Origin of the sequence: Idiomarina sp. H2, from assembly GCF_004364275.1 — a bacterium.
Classification (GTDB): domain Bacteria; phylum Pseudomonadota; class Gammaproteobacteria; order Enterobacterales; family Alteromonadaceae; genus Idiomarina; species Idiomarina loihiensis.
Map to the genome: position 1 here is coordinate 24,491 of NZ_SNZY01000004.1, position 19,643 is coordinate 44,133.

The 19,643-nt window shown below is 47.2% G+C and carries 12 protein-coding genes; 6 read left to right on the forward strand and 6 right to left on the reverse strand.

Going from position 1 to position 19,643, the window contains the following annotated elements:
- Window positions 1-3: 3 nt before the first annotated feature.
- Complete coding sequence (locus DET62_RS06155) at window positions 4-1,110, reverse strand: beta-eliminating lyase-related protein (protein ID WP_110013526.1); 1,107 nt, start codon at window positions 1,108-1,110, stop codon at window positions 4-6.
- A 7-nt stretch (window positions 1,111-1,117) separates the two neighbouring features.
- The gene (locus tag DET62_RS06160) at window positions 1,118-1,369 is read right to left on the reverse strand and encodes a hypothetical protein (RefSeq protein ID WP_011235762.1); all 252 of its coding nucleotides are present in this window, start codon (window positions 1,367-1,369) and stop codon (window positions 1,118-1,120) included.
- Between the two features lie 94 nt (window positions 1,370-1,463).
- Here DET62_RS06160 and DET62_RS06165 point away from each other — a divergent pair, with 94 nt between their 5' ends.
- Both DET62_RS06165 and DET62_RS06170 read left to right on the forward strand, forming a co-directional pair.
- On the forward strand, window positions 1,464-3,335 hold the full coding sequence (locus DET62_RS06165; protein ID WP_110013525.1) for a DUF885 domain-containing protein: 1,872 nt from the start codon (window positions 1,464-1,466) through the stop codon (window positions 3,333-3,335).
- A 15-nt stretch (window positions 3,336-3,350) separates the two neighbouring features.
- Window positions 3,351-4,217: a hypothetical protein gene (locus DET62_RS06170; protein WP_110013524.1), complete on the forward strand. Its 867-nt coding sequence runs from the start codon at window positions 3,351-3,353 to the stop codon at window positions 4,215-4,217.
- Here DET62_RS06170 and DET62_RS06175 read toward each other — a convergent pair.
- A complete protein-coding gene (locus DET62_RS06175) occupies window positions 4,214-5,323 on the reverse strand; it encodes a sensor domain-containing diguanylate cyclase (protein WP_110013523.1) in 1,110 nt (369 codons plus the stop codon). The genes DET62_RS06170 and DET62_RS06175 overlap by 4 nt on opposite strands.
- Window positions 5,324-5,411: 88 nt before the next feature.
- A complete protein-coding gene (locus DET62_RS06180; protein WP_110013522.1) occupies window positions 5,412-6,026 on the reverse strand; it encodes a LysE family translocator in 615 nt (204 codons plus the stop codon).
- Between the two features lie 98 nt (window positions 6,027-6,124).
- Here DET62_RS06180 and recC point away from each other — a divergent pair, with 98 nt between their 5' ends.
- From recC to DET62_RS06200, 4 genes are read left to right on the forward strand one after another with little or no spacing between them, the layout of a single operon-like run.
- Window positions 6,125-9,592: an exodeoxyribonuclease V subunit gamma gene (gene recC, locus DET62_RS06185; RefSeq protein WP_110013521.1), complete on the forward strand. Its 3,468-nt coding sequence runs from the start codon at window positions 6,125-6,127 to the stop codon at window positions 9,590-9,592.
- Entirely contained in the window at window positions 9,589-13,290 is a 3,702-nt protein-coding gene (gene recB, locus DET62_RS06190) for an exodeoxyribonuclease V subunit beta (protein ID WP_110013520.1), read from the forward strand. Before recC ends, recB begins: the two co-directional genes overlap by 4 nt.
- Complete coding sequence (gene recD, locus DET62_RS06195; RefSeq protein WP_110013519.1) at window positions 13,287-15,197, forward strand: exodeoxyribonuclease V subunit alpha; 1,911 nt, start codon at window positions 13,287-13,289, stop codon at window positions 15,195-15,197. Before recB ends, recD begins: the two co-directional genes overlap by 4 nt.
- Complete coding sequence (locus tag DET62_RS06200; protein ID WP_110013518.1) at window positions 15,190-15,888, forward strand: HNH endonuclease signature motif containing protein; 699 nt, start codon at window positions 15,190-15,192, stop codon at window positions 15,886-15,888. The genes recD and DET62_RS06200 overlap by 8 nt, the downstream gene beginning before the upstream one ends.
- Before the next feature lie 2 nt (window positions 15,889-15,890).
- On the opposite strand, the gene DET62_RS06205 is transcribed toward DET62_RS06200, so the two are convergent.
- Complete coding sequence (locus tag DET62_RS06205; protein WP_110013517.1) at window positions 15,891-17,516, reverse strand: hypothetical protein; 1,626 nt, start codon at window positions 17,514-17,516, stop codon at window positions 15,891-15,893.
- Window positions 17,513-19,621 carry an ATP-binding protein gene (locus DET62_RS06210; protein ID WP_110013516.1) on the reverse strand — a complete coding sequence of 703 codons (2,109 nt, stop codon included), beginning with the start codon at window positions 19,619-19,621 and terminating at the stop codon, window positions 17,513-17,515. The genes DET62_RS06205 and DET62_RS06210 overlap by 4 nt, the downstream gene beginning before the upstream one ends.
- Window positions 19,622-19,643 lie beyond the last annotated feature (22 nt).

Genomic DNA, 19,643 nt, shown 5'->3' on the forward strand with positions numbered 1-19,643 from the left:
AACTTAGAGTGTTTCCAAAAACGCCTTAAAGTGTTGTAGCCAAAAGCTTTGTGGCTGCGACATGGCGTTTCTGCCAATTGAAACTTCGCAAATAGCTTCGTCGTTTATTTCAGCTCTTGGCAGTGGTAATAATACGACCCCGGTATTGCTGGCATAATCCGTTATTTTTTCACTGAGTTCATTGGCTTTTAAAGCAAAATGAAGATGAAACATGGCTACTTGCGGTGTTTCTGGATTAACTCGTACGCCATCTAGCGTGCTCAGCGCCTCTCCTAGTGCGCGGGCGTAATTTACGGCTTCCGGCATAATTTGCAGGTTTTCCTTCAGGCCGTGGCGGGCAGACAGTACTTGCGGATATTGCGTAATAATATTACCCCCAGCGCGGCGAGCCCAGATTTTCGCTTGCTCAATAAAGCCCTCTGAGCCCGCAAGTATCGCTCCTGAAATACCGCCTAAGTCTTTATAAAAACTGACATAAACCGAGTCAAATAACTCACAGACTTCAGGCAGTGAGCAACCATACGCTGCTGGCACTTGCCATAAGCGCGCACCGTCCAGATGCATAGCAATATTGTGTTGTCGCGCCCACTCTGACTGCATGACTAAGTCATCCCAATTCGGCAGTTGCCCGCCAATTTCGCGCATGGGCAACTCCAGTAGTACGCTCGCTAAATCATCCGTTTGCACCGACTTGAGGTCGTTAAGCGTTATGGGTTTATCGGCAAAACCCGTGGTAGTGCCGTTGAGCTTCCATAAAGCTTCAAACCCCATGTGTTCGTGCAGCATTAAATGCGAGGTTGGGTGCAATGCCACGCCGTTGCGCTGGCGCTCATCGGCATGCACGCGCAAAGCCAAAGGCTGTGCCAGAGTACCGGTTGGCAAAAACAACGCTGCGGGTTTGCCTAGTAATTCCGCAACTTCTTCTTCAAAATTATTAATAAGCGAGCCGCTGCCATAAACGTCTCTTTTCTCATTTAGTTGCAGTTGCTCCGCAAGCAGCCTCAGTTCATCGGCCATTGAGTTCTGCGGTTGCCGAAAAAGCGACGCGCTGGCTTGTTCAGCGGCGTGTTGGTAAGCCTGTTTGGTTTTTTCACTAATTGAGACTGACATGCTGCACCTATTTTGAATGGACTTTACCGCCAATAATTTTGTAAGCAGGGGTGCCGCGTATCATGGTTTCGCGCGCAAACTCCTGCCCACATCCCGGGCAGTGACATGGTGTGGTCGTGTGGTCTTCAACAATCCGCTCAATAAAGCATTTTACCAAAGCGCCTTTGCCACCTTTGCGATATTTAAATATGGGCGTTTTGCACTGCAGACAAGAAATCTGCACGGTGCGTACCGGCCCTTTCTTGTTCGGTTTCGCCATAAACTCTTCGGTTATAATTTAAGCATTTCCATTAGTGTAACAAGCACGCTATAGTTTTTCTTCCTGTATCAAAAGAAGAATAAAGGACACTGCTATGCGTTATTCCATTGTCGCCCTGGCTGTTTTGGGCTTATTAACGGCTTGTGGGCAACCGCAAGAGAACAATTCTGGCCAAAATTCTCAAACGGCTGCTGAGCAACCTAAACAGACTGAGCAAAGCTCGCAATCTGAAACCGAACGTCTGAATCAGTGGTTTGAGGAAAAGTACGAAGAACAACTTCAGCAAAGCCCTATTCAAATGACCTTCCTGGGGCGCAAAGATCGCTACGGTGACATTGACGACATGACCGTCGCCGCTGAGAAAAAGCAGCTCGACTGGCTGGAGGGAACCGTTGAAGAGCTTAAGGCGAATTTCGATTATGACAAGCTGAGCCTTGAAGCACAAACGTCTTACGACGTTTGGGTTTACCAATATGAACAAGCTAAGCGTAACGCTGAATTCCGTGGCATGGATTATGTTTTTGACCAGATGCGCGGTGCGCATACCTTCTTGCCGCAGTTTATAATCAACTTCCACCGGGTGGACAGCGCGGAGGATATGGACGCCTATATTTCGCGTCTGGAGGGCGGCGCAACGGCTATTGAACAGTTATTGCAGCGCGCTAAGCAGCAAGTCGAGAACGGTGTTCGCGCACCGCGTTTTGCCTACGAGCAAATTATCAAAGAAGCCAAAGGGCTGACCTCTGGTGCGCCTTTTGATGAAGAAGGTGATTCAAGCCTGCTTGAAGATGCCAAAAGCAAGCTGAGTTCGCTTCAGGAAAATGACGAGATCTCCGCCGAACAAGCTGACAAGTACGAAAAAGAAGTCCGTAAAGTCCTGTTGGAACGTTTCCGTCCAAGTTATGAAGCATTAATTAGCTTTCTGGAAAACGACATTGAGAATACCGATGAAGTAGCAACGGGTGTGCATCGTCTGGAAAACGGCGACGCCTACTACAATGCCCTGCTGGAAAATTATACCACCACAGACTTAACGGCCGATGAAATTCATCAGATAGGCCTTGATGAAGTCGAACGCCTGACCAACGAGATGATTGCCATTAAAGAGAAAGTTGAATTTGATGGCGATTTGCAGGACTTCTTTGATTATATCCGTACCGATGAGCGTTTCTTCTACCCGAACAATGATGAAGGTGCGGAGATGTATCTGGAAGACTCGCGTGAGTATCTGGCTTACATCAACGAAAAGCTGCCGGAATACTTTGGTATTTTGCCAAAAGCGGATTTGGTGGTGAAGCGTGTTGAACCTTTCCGTGAGCAAGATGGTGCTGCCCAACATTACTATCCGGGCTCGCCAGACGGTGAGCGTCCGGGCATCTATTACGCGCATTTATCCGATATGAGCTCGATGCCGAAAAATGAAATGGAAGCCATTGCTTATCATGAAGGCAACCCTGGCCACCACATGCAAATTTCTATCGCTCAGGAACTGGAGTCCGTACCGGAGTTTCGTACTCAGGCTGGCTTCACGGTTTACAGCGAAGGCTGGGGGTTATATGCGGAGCAGCTAGCCAAGGAAATGGGCGCCTATGAAGACCCTTACTCTGATTTTGGTCGTTTAACCACGGAAATCTGGCGAGCAGTGCGTTTGGTCGTGGATACCGGCATGCACGCCAAAGGCTGGACTGAAGAGGAAGCAGTTAAGTACTTTCAGGAGCACACCCCTATTGCCGAAGGCGCGGTACGCTCAGAGGTTCGTCGCTATCTGGTGATGCCGGGTCAGGCAACGGCTTATAAAATCGGCATGATCCGCATTCTGGAACTGCGTGAAGAAGCCAAAGAAGCCTTGGGCGACAAGTTTGATATCCGCGGTTTCCACGACACCATTCTGGGTGGTGGCGCATTGCCGCTGCATATTCTGGAGCGTCGAGTTGACCAGTGGGTTGAAGAGCAGAAAAAAGCCTAACCAAGGAGAGTTATCGTGAAATGGCTTGTATTGCTACTAACCACGGCCTTTTTCCTCCCCGGTGCTTACGCCGGGGAGTCAACTAAGCAAATTATTCAAAATCATCTGTCCGAACAGCGGTTGGATGACGCTGAAGATACCGTGGAAGACTGGGTTAAAAATGAGCCCGAGAATGCTGAAGCCTGGCATATACGAGGTGTTGTTATGGCCCAGCAGACGCAGGACTCTTTTTTCAGTGCGCTCAGTTATGCCGGAAAGTCTGTCGACTCTTTCGAAAAAGCCGTAGAGCTTGAGCCTGGTTCGCTGGAATATCGCACGACGTTACTGCAGTTTTATATGATGGCACCTTCAATAGCCGGTGGTGATGACGAAAAAGCATTAGCGCAAATTGAGGCGATGAGAGAAATCGATGCGGTGGAAGGGGCATTTGCCCGAGTTAAGTACCTGCAACATCATGAAAAAGGCGAGCAGGCGCGGACGCTAGTGAATGAAATTTTAGCTGAGCATCCGAATAACGCCGACGTTCTGGTTTATCTTGGCTTTCAGGAACAAAAAGACGGGAACTATGAAAAAGCGTTCTCTTTTTTTGAACAAGCGGCTGAGGGTGAATCGCGAAAAGGTGAAGCTCCTGTAATGGCTTTATACCAATTCGGCAAAACCTCTGTTTTGGCGGAAGAACACCTGGATAAAGGTATTGAGGCACTGCAACAATATTTGGACGCTGAATTACCGGACAGCGCGCCAAAAGCCCACTGGGCAAACTTTCGGTTAGCTCAACTGCTTGCCCTGAAAGGCAATGACGAGCAGTCTCAGCAGGTTATTGCCAACCTGAAAAAGGTTGACGATAAAGAGCTTCAGAAACAGCTGTCCGGCTGGAACTAAGCGTCTAAGTAACCCCGGTTGCGACCATCAGACTTAGCGCGATACAGCGCTGAGTCTGCTTTAGATATCATGCAGGCAATTAAGTCCTCGGTGCTTTCATCGGCCCCGGGCTTAAGAATGTAGCCCCCAATGCTTATGGTTAGATAATCTTCAACTTCCGAGGGCTTATGTTTTATCTTCAACTTCCGTACAGCTTCTAACAGCTGGTTCATACTTTCTTTCGTTTTTTCTTCATCGGTAGCCGAAATAACCGCAACGAACTCCTCGCCACCATAACGAGCCAGAAAATCGGTATTCCGCTGTAACTGATCAAACATGGCGTCAGCAACAGACTTCAGAGCCTGGTCACCCTGCAAATGCCCATAGTGGTCGTTATATGGTTTGAACTGGTCAATATCAATAATAAGCAAAGCTAATGGTGTTTTATGACGCGAGGCTCGCTGTATTTCGTTAGTAATACGCTCATCGAAAGCGCGGCGGTTAGCTATGCCGGTTAAGCCGTCCTGTGCTACTTGTGCTTGTAGCAGGCGGTTGGCCTTTTCCAATGCTCGTTGTGTATGGATGAGCTCGGAATAGGTGCGCTGGCGCTCCAGCGTATTCGCTACCATATCGGCAACCAGCCGTAGACGACGAATTTCTTCCGGTGTCCACTGCCGTTCTTGTCGCACCATGTCGCAACCGACAAAACCCAGCAGGTGCTGGTTTGCGACCAGCCCAACGCAAATAACTGATTTAATTTGCTCGCGCTCAAACTCGGCTCTTTCGGCTGTAGCCTCTGGAGGTAATAAATCAATATTATCTACAATGCATTTATGATGGGTTTTTATCTGCTCAAAAAACCAGGGAAGTTCTTCTAACGCAACCGATTGAAGATCGGTGATATGTGCTTGATAACCGTCTCTCACCCACTCATGGGTATTGGTCATATTTTGGATATTGTCGTCGAACTCAAATACGTAACAACGATCAGTGTCAGTGTAATTGCCGATAGCAGCAATTACCTCCTCTATACATTCGTAAGTTTCAGCCGGCTCGCTGTTAATAAGGCGGGTCGACAGTTCAGAGATAAGCTGATCAAAAGATATTTGCGCAGTTTTTGGATCCATGGCTCACCCCTGTTCTTTTCATAATCTTTCGATTAACCGTTAACGAGTTTAGCTTACATTGTTATTTTTATGTTAATCAAACAAAGATTTAAGCAAAATAAAATTGTAATATATCCTCTACGACAGGAAGCACAGAAAAGACCAGTAGTAAGGCCATGGAAATATTAAAAATTCTTTGTGCGGTGTGGTTGGTTAGCAATTGACGCAATCCGGCGCCTGCAATGAGCCAAATTCCTACACAAGGGAAGGCTACAGCCAAAAAGGCCGCTGTTATCTCTATTACTTCGGACCAAAGCGTTCCAGCTACGGTAGTAAATGCCGCAACCGCACCCGTTGCCATAACCCAGGCTTTACCGTTAACCCATTGAAACAACACCGCTTGCCAGAAAGTCAGGGGTTTGCGGTCGCCTTTTTCAATGGTTTTCGGTGTTTGTGAGCCAATAACCCAGGCCAGCCAGAGCAAATAAAGCGTGCCGGCAATCTTTATCAGTTGGTGCAGTAGTGGAAACTGTTCCAATATGGAACCGAAACCCATACCAACCACTAACACCATAGCCGGAAAGCCAAAACAGATGCCCAGAAAGTGCGGCAGGCTGGCTTTAATACCGTAGTTCACCCCCGACGACATGATCATAATGTTATTAGGGCCCGGTGTTATGGTGGTTGAGAAAGCGAAGAAAAATACAGCGATAAAGATTTCCATGAACTTGCCTTATTGCAACAGAATTGTTTAATGCTGGTTTCGTTTAAAAGATACGATACCATGGCTTTGTATGAAACCACATTTAGGGAGAGCAGCGAGTGAGTGAATTGACCCCCGGCTTTATTGTCGCGCATGGACATCGGCTGGAAGACCTAACCGATGTGGCGGTTACATTCACCCAAAACTACCCGCTGGCGCCGCTGGAGCAGGAAACCGTACTGGTGCAAAGTAACGGTATTGCCCAGTGGCTGAAAATTAATTTAGCCCAGGCCAGTGGCATTGCTGCCATGATAGATGTCACCCTGCCGGCAAGGTTTCAGTGGCAGGCATACAGAGCCGTGCTCGGTGACGACATCCCCAAAACCTCTCCCTTTGATAAAGACCGCCTAACCTGGCGATTAATGCGTCTTTTGCCTGAGCTTATCGAGCACAACCCACACTTTGCACCGCTTAAACACTATACCTCCGACGACAACGACGGTCGCAAGCTGTATCAGTTAAGCGGGCGATTGGCTGACTTGTTTGATCAGTACGCGGTGTACCGTGCCGACTGGCTGGATAACTGGGTGCGTGGTCAGGATGTGCTGGAGCAGGAACAACCAGTTGAAGCCGAACAGTTGTGGCAGCCGGAATTGTGGCGCGCAGTTAGTAACGACATTGGCATAGATGACTACTGGAATAACCGGGCCGAACTGCATCAGCGTTTTATTGATACGGCGCAGGCGCTGACTGAGCGTCCGGCGGGTTTGCCGCCCCGGGTGGTGGTGTTTGGTATTTCCTCGCTGCCGCAGCAAATGCTGCAGGTGCTGGATGCCATAAAAGGCTACACGCAAATTCTGTTGTGTGTGCATAACCCGTCGCAATACCACTGGGCCGACATTGTCGATGGCAAAGAAGCCTTGCGGCAGGCAGTCAAAGCCTCTTCGCGCTTAAAACACAAACCGGAACTGCCCGACGACCCCAATGACGACGAACTGCACCAGCTGGCGCATCCGTTGCTGGCCTCCTGGGGTAAGCAGGGTCGTGACTACATTCGCCTGCTGGATTTATACGACGAAACCCTGGCCAAACAGGAAGCGTTTAACACTATTAAACTGGAGCTGTTTGAGCCACATAATACGAACCATTTACTCGCCCAGTTGCAGGACGACATTCTAAATCTGCGCCCGGTTCAGGAAACCCGCGAGCTTTGGCCTACGCCGAATACCGCCGATAAGTCACTGCAATTTCATGTTTGCCACAGCCCGCAGCGGGAACTGGAAGTGTTGCATGACCAGCTACTGGACGCGTTTGCCAAAGACCCGGAACTCAAACCGCGTGATGTTATGGTGATGCTGCCCGATGTGAATACCTACGCGCCATACATTGATGCGGTATTTGGCCGGTATCACAACCGCTTTGGTGAGCGCGACCCACGTGCCATTCCTTATACCATTGCCGACCAGGGTGAGCGACATCAACGGCCGTTAATGATAGCGCTGGAACTATTGCTGCAAGTTGACCAACTGCGTTTTACTCAGACCGATTTATTCAATTTATTGTCGGTACCGGCGGTGCAGCAACGTTTTGACATAAGTGACGATGACCTGCCGCAGTTAAAGCGCTGGGTAAAAGAAGCCGGCGCACGGTGGGGACTTAATGCCGAGCAGCGCGGGCAGTTTTATATGCCGGCAGCAGAAGAAACCAACAGCTGGTGGTTTGGCTTAAAACGCATGATAGCCGGCTACGCCATGGGTGATTTGGCAGACGTTAATTTAGAAAACGATTCGCCCTGGGCCAATGTAGAGCCTTATACCGAAGTGGCCGGGCTAAGCGCCGCGCTGGTGGGCTGTTTGGCGGACGTGGTTCGCACCCTGGAACAATGGTGGCAGCACGCGCAGGGTGAACACACCTTACCGGAGTGGGTCACTCAGGGCGAGTGGTTGCTGGAACAGTTTTTCGAGGCCGAAGAAGACAGTGATCGCTTACTGTTAGCTAAGCTGGGTGATGAGCTGTATCAGCTGCGGGATATTTGCATAGAAGCGGATAACGAATCACAACTGCGCCTGCCCATATTCAAAGACGCCTGGTTAGAGCGCGTGGACCAGCAGAACCTAAACCAACGCTTTTTGGCGGGCGCGGTAAATTTTGCCACCTTAATGCCTATGCGGGCCATTCCGTTTAAGTACGTGTGTGTGCTGGGTATGAATGAAAGTGATTACCCACGTTCGGTGCCTCGCGTGGATTTTGATTTAATGACCGACCGGTATCGGCCGGGCGATCGCTCGCGGCGTGACGATGACCGCTATTTATTCCTGGAGGCCATGCTCTCAGCCCGCGACTGTTTTTACTTGAGCTGGGTAGGCTACAGCGCCAAAGACAACAGCGAGCGCACACCGTCGGTGCTGGTGGCGCAATTGCGTGATCACCTGCAACAGGGTTGGGAAGTGGACATTAACAGCCTGACCGTTGAGCACAAATTACAGCCGTTTAACCCCCATTACTTTAGCCAGGAAGACCCGGAATACTTTACCTATGCCAGTGAATGGGCGCAGGCGCATCAGGGCACGGTGGCTTCTACCAGCCGCGCGGCTTCGGAAACCGCCGCAGACGACGAGCTGGAACGCACCCTGAGCATTAATGATATTAAACGTTTTACTGAAGAGCCCGCCCGCCTGTACTTTAACTGGCGGCTGGATACTTACTTTAGCCGCAATAGTGAAGACCTGGACGACAGCGAAGCCTTTGTGATGGATAACCTGCAAAGCTGGTCACTGACTACGCGTTTGGTGGATGCGGGCAAGCGGGCGCTGCTGGCAGGGGCTGGTATTGAAGCCTCGCTACTAAAAGAGCTGAACCGCATAAAGCGCGAAGGGGCTTTAGGTATTGGCGCAATAGCTGAGCAAAATGGGTTTCAGTTGCTGGAGCAGTCGCAGGAGATACTGGAAACCTATCAGCAGAGCATTGCCGGTTACTCGGGTGTGAATGAGTTTCCGGTTGAGGTGTTTTTTGAGCACAGTGGGCTGACTATTGATGACACCCTAACCGGGCTGCATACCAATGAAAGCGGCGAGCGCCTATGGGTGGTTACCTCGGCCAGCAACATTGCTGCTAAAAACGGTAAAGGTATTAACAGCGGCGGCTGGAAGCACGCCAGCGCTTATTACCTTGGTCTGTTGTTATTGAATTTACAAAAGCCGACACGGCTTTTAATTGTGTCCAAAGGCGGGTGTCAGTTGCAGGTGGCACCAGTGCCGGCTGAGCTTGCGGTACAACAACTGGAACAAATACTGGAGCTGGTGGCTTTATCAGCGAGGCAGCCTCAACCTATGCATCTGGATGTGGGCATGGCCTGGCTAAGTGCAATGGACAAGAACGAGCATGATGAAACGCTGGCGCACGAAGCGGCGCGGCAGAAATACGAAGAAGAAGGGTTTCAAGACCCGGCGCTGGTCACCAAAAGCGATTATTGCGGGCGCGTTGCCGAGAGTTACGAAGCCATTCAGGCATCAAAGCACTTCCGCCGTTTTATGGACGAACTCTATGACCCCATGCGCTTAACTCTCGTGCCGGAGGATAAATCATGAGTCATTTGCCTTCTCATACGTTAGAGAACCCGCTCGACTTTCCGTTGAACAGCAGCCGACTCATTGAGGCCAGTGCGGGTACCGGTAAAACCTACACCATTGCTGCGCTTTATGTGCGTTTGGTGATTGGCCATGGCTCGCATAATGGTGCGGAAGAAACCGGGTTTGAGCGCGAACTGGTGCCGAAAAACATTCTGGTCATGACCTTTACCAAAGCTGCCACCGAAGAGCTGAGTGATCGTATTCGCGCACGCTTAGCCGAAGCCGCAGCTTACTTCCGTGATCCGGAAGCCGTAGAAGGTGACCCTTTCTTAGCCAGCCTGCGCGACGACTGTGCAGCGCAGGGGCAGAATCTGATGCATCTGGCGCGACTGTTAGATTTAGCCTCGCAGTCCATGGACGAAGCGGCGGTGAAAACCATCCACGGTTGGTGCCAGTCGATGCTGAAAGAACACGCTTTTGCCAGCGGCAGTTTGTTCAGTCAGGACGTTGAAACCGACAACGAAGAGCTGCGCTTGCAAGCGGCCGAAGACTACTTCCGGCGTTTTATTTACCCGGCGGATGCCGAGCTTAGTGCCCGATTGCTGGAAGATTTTAAATCACCCGAAGCCTTGTTAGGGCTCACTTATAGCTTGAGCAAAAGCGGGCAGGCGCCAGTCGACGGTGACTTGCATAGCCTGCTGAAAGAAGCTGAAAGCGCGCATCAACAGCGAGTGGCTGAGATAAAGCAAGAAATTGCGCCTATTGTGCAGCAACTGGTTGATAAAACCTCGCAAGCTAAGGGTGCAGCAACCAAACTTAAGCAATTTCAGAAATTTGCGGACTGGTGCGGCAATCCTGACTTAGTTGAGCCCGAAGCCACCGCGGCTAACTGGAAGAATATAAGCACCGATGAGTTACAGAAGTTCGCCGATGCCAAGCTCGGCGGTATGCCCACCAGCTGGGCGGTGTTAGGCGAGCTGCAGGATCGCATTAAGCGCAGCAAGGTGCAGCAGCAGGAAGAGCTGGCCAAAGTAAAACAACACGCGGCCTTCTGGGTCAGCAGTCGCTTTGCCGAGTTGCAAAACCAGCGCGCCGAAATGGGCCACGACGACATGCTGACGCGTTTACGTGACGCGTTGAAAGGCCCCAGTGGTGAAGCCTTAGCTGCCGCTATTCGTAAGCAGTATCCGGTGGCTATGGTGGACGAGTTTCAGGACACCGACCCGGTTCAATACGAGATTTTTAACCGTATTTATAATTTGGCGGAGCCGCACCCAGGCACCGGCATTTTTCTTATTGGTGACCCGAAGCAGGCCATTTACAGCTTCCGTAACGCCGATATTTACACCTATTTAAAAGCCCGGCGCGATACCGAAGGCCGGCATTATAATCTGGCCCGAAACTTCCGTTCGTCGCAGGCCATGGTAGACGGCGTGAATGCTCTGTTTGAGCGTGCTGAAGAGCTGCCGCGCGGTGCGTTTCTGTTTAAAACCGAAGCAGAAAACCAGCTGCCCTTTAACCCAGTGGGTGCAAATGGGCTGAAGCGCACTTTCAAGCATTGCCTGTTATCCAGCAATTTAAGAACTGCACCGGCGCTCTTGTGGTCAGTATCCGGCGAAGAAAAACGCAATAAAAATGACTTTTTCCGAGCTGCCGCGAACCATCACGCTAACTTGATTGCCTCCCTGCTTAATGACCCGCAGGCAGGATATTACAACGGTGATGATAAGCTGGAGCAGCGCGTAAAAACCAGTGACATTGCGGTGCTGGTAAACAACTTTAACGAAGCCAATGCTATTAAAAAGGCGTTGAGCGATCGCGGGCTGAAAAGCGTTTATTTGTCGGACCGGGAATCGGTATTTGCGCAGCGCGTAGCCAAAGACCTGCTGGCGATGGTGAGTGCCTGCGCCGAACCGCGCGACCCGTCGCTGATACGCAGCGCCCTGGCGACACAGTTGCTTGCCCTGCCGCTGAGCGAGCTGGAACATATTCACAGTCACGAACGCGAGTGGGAAGAGCGGGTTGAGCAGTTTTTAAGTTACCACGACCAGTGGCAGCGACAGGGCGTACTCGCCATGTTGCACAGCCTGTTGCACGACCATCAGGTGCCGGCTAAGCTGCTGGAAGACCGCATTCACGGCGAACGCCAACTGTCTGACGTGCTGCACATTGCCGAGCTGCTGCAACAGCAAAGCCTGGTGCTGGACGGTATTCCGGCGTTGGTGAACCATTTTGCCGAGCAGGTGAACGAACGCCATGGCTTTGGCAGCAACAGCCGCACCCAGAGTGACGAGCAGCAGCTGCGCTTGGAAAGCGACGACGAACTGATAAAAATTATCACCATTCATAAGTCAAAAGGCCTGCAGTACCCGCTGGTGTTTATGCCCTTTGTGGCGTACACCCAGGCGGAAGCCTACCGGATAAAACCGCCGGCGGTGTATCACGATGAAAACGGTGAGCTACAAGTATTGTGGTCAAAAGACGACGACAATAAACAGCGTTTGAGTAATGAGATCCTCGCGGAAGACTTACGCAAAATGTATGTAGCCGTTACCCGTGCGCAATACGCCACTTTTATTGCGCTGGAAGCGGTGAAAGAGCATCGCAATAACCCGCTGTTTTATTTGCTGAACGGCGGTGAGTCGTTAACCGATGAGCTGTACAACGAAGTTAGCGAGCGCTGGCAACGGGCGCCGCATACGCAGTTAACGCGACTGGAAGACGACGAACCTTTAGTCCGTGCGCTGGAGCAGGAACAAACAACGCCTAAACTCACACCGCGCAGCATGCCCGCAGACCGTAAGCTGGAGCGCTGGTGGGTAGCCAGTTACAGTGCGCTGAAGTACGAAGGTGCCGTGACAAAAAGTGTGCAGGCACCGCAGTCGCCCGACGAAATGAACCTGTTGGACGAGCGCGATGATGACGAAGCGGAAGTCGCCAGTGCCGCCGAGCCAAGCCCGGACAGTATTCATCATTTACCCAAAGGCGCGGGGCCGGGTACGTTTTTGCATAACTTGCTGGAAGAGTCCGCCAATATCGGCTTTGCGCAAATCGCGAGTGACGCCGCCGAGCGCTCTAAGCTGGTAGAGGGCTTTTGTGTCAGTCCTTATTGGCAGGAACACCAAAACAGCCTGGAGCATTGGCTGGACGCCTATTTGCACAACGAATTCTCAATTAATGGCAGCGGTGACCGCGTTAGCTTAAGCGCACTGGAGCAATACAAAGCCGAGCCGGAATTCTGGTTTGGTGCCAGTGAAGTTAACGCACAAAGGCTGGACGCTCTGGTTCGCGAACACATTCTGCCGGGGCACGAACGCCCGGCACTGGAGCCTAATGTGCTGAACGGCATGCTCAAAGGCTTTATCGACTTAGTGTTTGAGCACAACGGCAAATATTACGTGGCAGATTATAAGTCCAACTGGCTGGGCGAAGACGACCATGCCTACACGGAACAAGCCATGCGCGAAAAAATTCTGCACAGCCGTTATGACCTGCAATACGTCATTTACACCCTGGCACTGCATCGCCTGTTAAAGGCGCGGTTAGGCAGTGACTACGACTATGACACTCACGTAGGTGGTGCTGTGTATCTGTTTTTACGCGGGCACCGGGCGGAAACCGGCGGGGCATTTTGTGACAGGCCGCCACGGGAGTTAATAGAGCAGCTGGACGCACTATTTGCGGGTAAGAACCTTTCAGATAAGGAGTCGGTATGACAGAAGTAACCTCGAACACCTTATTTGATGCCCTGCGTGAGTGGCGTGATGCCGGCTGGATACGATCAATAGATCTGGCCTTTGTCGAGTTTTTGCAGCAAGCCGGAGAAACGCGCAGTGACGTATTACTGGCTGCCCTGTGCGCCTCGCACGAAGCCGGTCGCGGGCATACCAGTATTGATATAAAGGCGCTGCAGAATGATCCCGAAAGCGTACTGAATTTACCACCCGAAAACCGCTATTCACCAAACTGCGGTACTCCCGGCGCGTTGTTCCGTCAGTTTGGTTCCGATGTTGAAGCGGCATTAACCCAAAGCCATTGCGTAGACGCTGACGGACAAGGCAACCAGCCGCTGGTGTTAAGTGGCAGCAAACTGTATTTACGCCGCTACTGGCAGTACGAAGCCTTTATAGAGAGTGATTTAGGGGCGCGCATGAGCGACCGGCCAGTTATCAACGACGACTTGCTGAAAAGCACTCTGGCGAAGCTGTTTGCTCAAGCTGGGGATGAAAAGACGGACGACATTAACTGGCAACGCGTGGCCTGCGCCAATACCGTGCGTAACCGCTTTAGCGTAATAACCGGCGGGCCCGGCACCGGTAAAACCTACACCGTGGTGCGCCTGTTAACTGCGTTGCAGCATCAGACCTTATTCCTGGGCTTGCCGCCGCTGCGCGTATCGCTGGCAGCACCTACCGGTAAGGCCGCCGCGCGACTGACCGAGTCCATAGAAAGCGAGCTGAATAGGCTACGGGGTGATGCAAAGCTCGCCACCTTAAAAGACGCCTTAGACTCCATAAAGCCCGAAGGTAAAACCCTGCACCGACTGCTGGGCGTAAAGCCGAATTCGCGCGCCTTTAAACACCACGCCGACAACCCACTGCGCACCGACGTTGTTATAGTCGACGAAGCCTCTATGATAGACATTGAAATGATGACCGCGCTGTTAAAAGCCACACCCAAAAATGCGCGGCTGGTGCTGATAGGTGATAAAGATCAGCTTGCCTCCGTAGAAGCCGGCGCCGTGCTGGGTAACTTGTGCGAAGGCGCTGATGAAGGCCATTACCACAACGACACCGCTCAGTGGTTACAACAAGTAGCCGATACACCCACGTTCCCAGGCGACTTAATTCACGATAACGGCGAGCAACGCCTGCAACACGTCGTGAAATTCCGCAAAAGCTACCGCTTCACAGGCCCTATTGCCGATCTGGCTAACGCTATTAATCGGCAAGACAACGCCGCAACAAAACAGGAACTCGAAAAAGCCAAAAACGCCAATGAAGACTACCCCGTCAGCCTGTACGAAATCAGCAGCTTAGACGACCCCGCATTCGAAGCTCTTATCAGGGGTAGCCTGACGTTACACGTCAGGAACAACGCCGACACAACAACCGATGGCAACAACATCAACAATATCGCGCAAGAAGCCCTGCAAAACCTAAGCAACTTCCAAATCCTGACCGCCCTGCGCGAAGGCCCCTGGGGCGTAAAAGCCGTTAACCAAAAAGTCGGCGACATACTCGGCGTAAACGCCAACACCTGGTACGAAGGCCGTCCCGTTATGGTCACCAAAAACGACTACGGACTGAAGCTGAACAACGGCGACATCGGTCTAACCTTTAAAGACCCCGAACACGGGCACCTGCGCGTCGCCTTTCCCGACCAGGCAAATAAGTCTGAAAATAAAGGCGTGCGCTGGGTACTGCCTAGCCGCCTTACCCATATAGAAACCGTGTACGCCATGACGGTACATAAGTCTCAAGGCTCAGAGTTTAAACACACGGTTATGGTGCTCCCTGATCACGACAGCCCTGTGCTAAGCAAAGAGCTGTTGTATACCGGAATTACTCGGGCTAAGGAGCGGTTGAGCATTATTAAAAAAGGTCATTTAGAGCATGAATAATAAAAAAGAGTTTTCTTTCTGGATGCTTCAGCAAAGATTAAGCAAAATAACAATCGAAAAGTACTTGAATGCTATCGATGGCCGTCTAAGTCATATTTGTAAGGATTCGAGAATAACTGAAAGTAATTTATTTGAAATTGATAATTATGACTACTTCATTCTTGTAGAAAATATTTTAAAAAATCAAATTGAGTTTAAAGATCTGAATTTAAAGGGAAATTATATGTATAGCTCTGCCCTGAATTACTTAAGAGCCTTTTTAAAAGATACAAAGGATACTATAGACTCAAAAAGCAACGAGTATAGCCTGAAAAGTACGGAAATTAAGAGCTCTATTTATACTAGAGTCGGGCAAGAGCTATTTAGAGCCGTTCTTATAAGCCACTGGAAAGGATGTGCAGTGACAGGCTTCGGTGATAAACGAATGCTTTTAGCTTCTCATATAAAGCCCTGGTCTGTAAGTTCAGATAATGAGCGTTTAAATTTGTTTAATGGCTTATTGCTTTTACCTCATTATGATTGTGCTTTTGACAAAGGATTGATAACTTTTAGTTTATGCGGGCGGATAAAAATTTCACCCGAATTTTACAAGCCAGAAAGAGCATCAATTAGTGAGAGCGCCTTTATAAATATAAGTGCAGAGCATGCTCCTTATATGAGTTACCACAATAAGAAAATATTTATTCATTAGATCTAAGACAAGAATGTTATACCGATCCTGGTAATGTTCTTGGCGATATTGCTCAAAATAAAAGAGTGTGTTTCATTACGCAGTCGAAATATCGGCTTTTTCTTCGCCAGGTACTCCATATCTTCAGACTTTAATAATCCGCAATCCAATATTATTGTATACTCTTTCTCTTGATATGTTATTTCCGAGGGGAACCTAATTTTAGAGTTAGATTCTCTAATATTTAAATAATTTTTCAATTTCGATGGAATCATTAGGCCTGGTATTATTCTATGCTTAATCCATTTTTTCTGTGCGTAGTCACACATAGGTGAGACTTCCGCTTCTATGAAAATAAGTGAATCTAATTCCTCTTTGGATAGTCTCCACTTTCTAGGGTTTTCACTTTCCTCTCGATATAATGATTCATCCTTAATATAGCTTTTTAACAAAGTCTTCTTTCTATTCCAAGGATGTATGACTTTCTCATAAACACTTCCCGGCTGTGGTTTCGAACTTTCCCGGTAATCAAGTAATAATTTAGAATTTATCTTAGGTTTGTAGGAGTCTATACAAGATATAAGAACTTCTAAGAATTTAGCGTCTTGACTATTACCTTTTAGGTGCTTATTTACGGCTTTTTCGTAAACACCATTTAGAATAGTTTTATCATCTTTGAGAAAAGTATACCTTGGTTTATCTGAAAAAGTCTTTCTTAGTATAAATCTTGAATCATCTATTTCTTTCTCGAACTCAACGTGTTTCCTAGGTATGGCTTTTATGTTGTTACTTTTCAATCGGTTGTGATACTCAAATTCAATCGTGTCAAATAAACTTAGATTTAGAGTCGACATCGCCCCATTAACTACCTCATGGGTATTAGCAGCTTGAAAATTTTTTTCAAGCTGAGATATTGATAACTGCTGTATTATGCCAACTAAGTTTTTATCCCAATAATCATCGTATTCATTTATTGTGGAAAAATCATTAACTGTTTTATTCAAGGAATTGTTAACTATTTCTTCCCATATAAGAAATAATTGAAAACTGTTTCCAAAATCTCTTAGTTTCTCCAATATTTCTTTATTAAGATTTTCTTTGGCATCCTTTTTTAAATTTACTACAATTTCATTCTCATTAATATCATCAATTTCGTTAGTGATTTTTTCTACATCGTATTCATCAAACATTATGCTTAATGAGTCTTTTAATTTTTTAATCTGATTTGTGCTAAGTGTTTGGGAAACTTCTCTTTCAATAAAGTTGAACTTTCTTAACTGAATTATCGCAAGTGGCTTTTTGCTAGCCATGAAGTTTTTTATCTGGCCTTCTACAAACTCCGCATCTTCGTTATTATAAGTTGTCCAGAGGATCAAGATATAAGGTCCATTATTCTCTGGAACTAGTGTATTAAGTAGCCTTATTATATTCGAAGCGTGACCCTCGATGTTTAAAGCCTGAACGAATTCAATATCGCAGAAAACTAGCCTTACCCGATTTAGGGGGGAGTTTGGTAGGCTATCAAGCATCCCATTATAATAGCTACATGGCACACCTTGCTTGGCCATTAAATCTATAATCGGTTTGGCTTCATCGTATTTATCATCTAAGATCAGTACTGACCCATCTTTAGGAATCTTAAAGCTCACTTAATAACCTCTGGAAATGTTAAAGCAATTATTGCGCCATTTTTGAACTCGTCAGGGATGTCATAGTCTCCAAACTCCGGGAAATCTATAAGCCCTTTGTGAGAATTTAATATTTCACTTGCTAAATGAAGCCCAAGCCCCATCCCACCTGGTTTGTCGGATATGAATGGCTTAACAATTTCTTCTGGAGGAATACTAAAGCCAGGTCCGTTATCGGCTAATAAAATTGTAAGCCGATTATCTAATCCTTCAACGATATCAATATATATCTTCTTTTCCGTAACTTTTCCATACTCCAGCCACCACATTGAATTATCTATTAGATTGATCAGAGTGCTTAATATTAAACTCTCAGACAATTCAACCTGTAAATTGTAAAATTTACTAGTAGAAAAATTATCAACAATTATTATTTTATGCGCCTTAATCCGGAATTCAACATTAGTCAAGGCCTGCAAAACAATTGCTCCAATTCTTGTTTTACTTTTCTTTGATTGTTTAATAACTCCAGAATAATCATTAGCTGTTTTCTGAAGTGTTTTTACCAAATACTTAACCCTGGAGTTAATTTCCTTACTATCTACCGCGTGAGCAAGTTCATCTATCATATGAATTATTTCATGGATTACTATACTTAAACTTAGCCCTGCGCTTGAGCTCTTTGTATATATTTCAGTTATATGTTTATAATCTTTTTGTATAGATTTTATAGCTTGCTTTAACTCAACTTCTAAATTTTTATCTGAGACCTTTTCGGATACAAGATCATAAATCGCTTTCAGTTTTCCTATCACTGGTTCACTTTGTGACGTAGGTGAATAAAACTTTCGGACAATATCTTTATCTATATTTCGTTGGCTTAAGATTTTTTCTAATGAAAACTTAATAGCTTTTTCAAAGCTTTTATAAGCATCATTTTCGATGAATCCTTCACGATTAGTTTTTTCCACTAAGTCAAAACTATTGACCCTGTCGATATAGACTGCACCGATTATAATATTATTACTAATTTTTTTTCCTGGTTGATTGATGCGCATAAGGTCAAGTTGCAACCAGTCATTTCCCGGCTCGCCATAGTCGTATACTCTAATTCCATCTCGGTATACCCTGATACCTCCATTTTTATCTAAGTATTCTTTAAATCCTTTTTTATCTTTCATTCCTAAGCTTAATATTTTGCTCGTTCGATCAAAAATAAGAAGCTTAAGTTTAATTCTTCCTATATTGAAATTAGATAGATCTATAATTTCTTGAGAAAGTTTTCTGGTTCTTTGATCTCTTATATTATAAACCATAGGGATTCCTTTGTTGATTATCTCTCTTTTAGATAACTTTGTCATAGAATCCCAAGGTTTAAATTTATAGGTTAGTTTTTCAATTTCACTACCAAATATATCTACCTCAGCTTCATAAAGAGCAGAATCTTTTATTTCTTCGAATTCAGTAAGATTCTTGAGAATTTCTTGATTATCAATCCTAAAAAAAGTTTTAAAGGAATCTCTGCTTTCAAAAGGAGAGTTTAAAGAGTTTATAGATCTATAAATCTCTCTAATAGAAGAACGACTCCAGTTTCCTTTCAAATCACTAATAACAATTCTTGTTCCAGTCTTATTTTCTTTGAAAACCTCTGGAATTTCAGACTCACTGATTTTTATCGTTACATCATCTAAGAACGCATCTTTTTCGAAATCTTTCCAGTTAATATTTACTTTAACTTCTTTTTTGTTATTAGTCTTGCTTATTAGTTCTATCTTGTAGCCTAGTTTATGAGCACCGAATCGACCTATTCCTTTGCCTCCGATTGGCATTCTTGTGCTGTTTGACTCTGTTCTTTCTTCTAAAATCTTTTGTTTATGCTCTGTGCCGGGGTGCATCCATACGTCTCGTATTGTATCGATGTCCATTCCAATACCATCGTCTTCAATTACGATAAAGCCTTCATCATCACTATCTAGGTTTTTCATAGTGATTGAAGCTTTTTTTGCAAGCGCATCATAAGAGTTTTTTACCAATTCTAATAATGCTATGCTTTGCGTTTTTATAAGCTGGTCTCCTAACTGTAAAAGCAGACGAGCTCTGGGACGGAAGGGGGTTTCTAAATTCATGGTCCACCAAACGGTTTTGTTT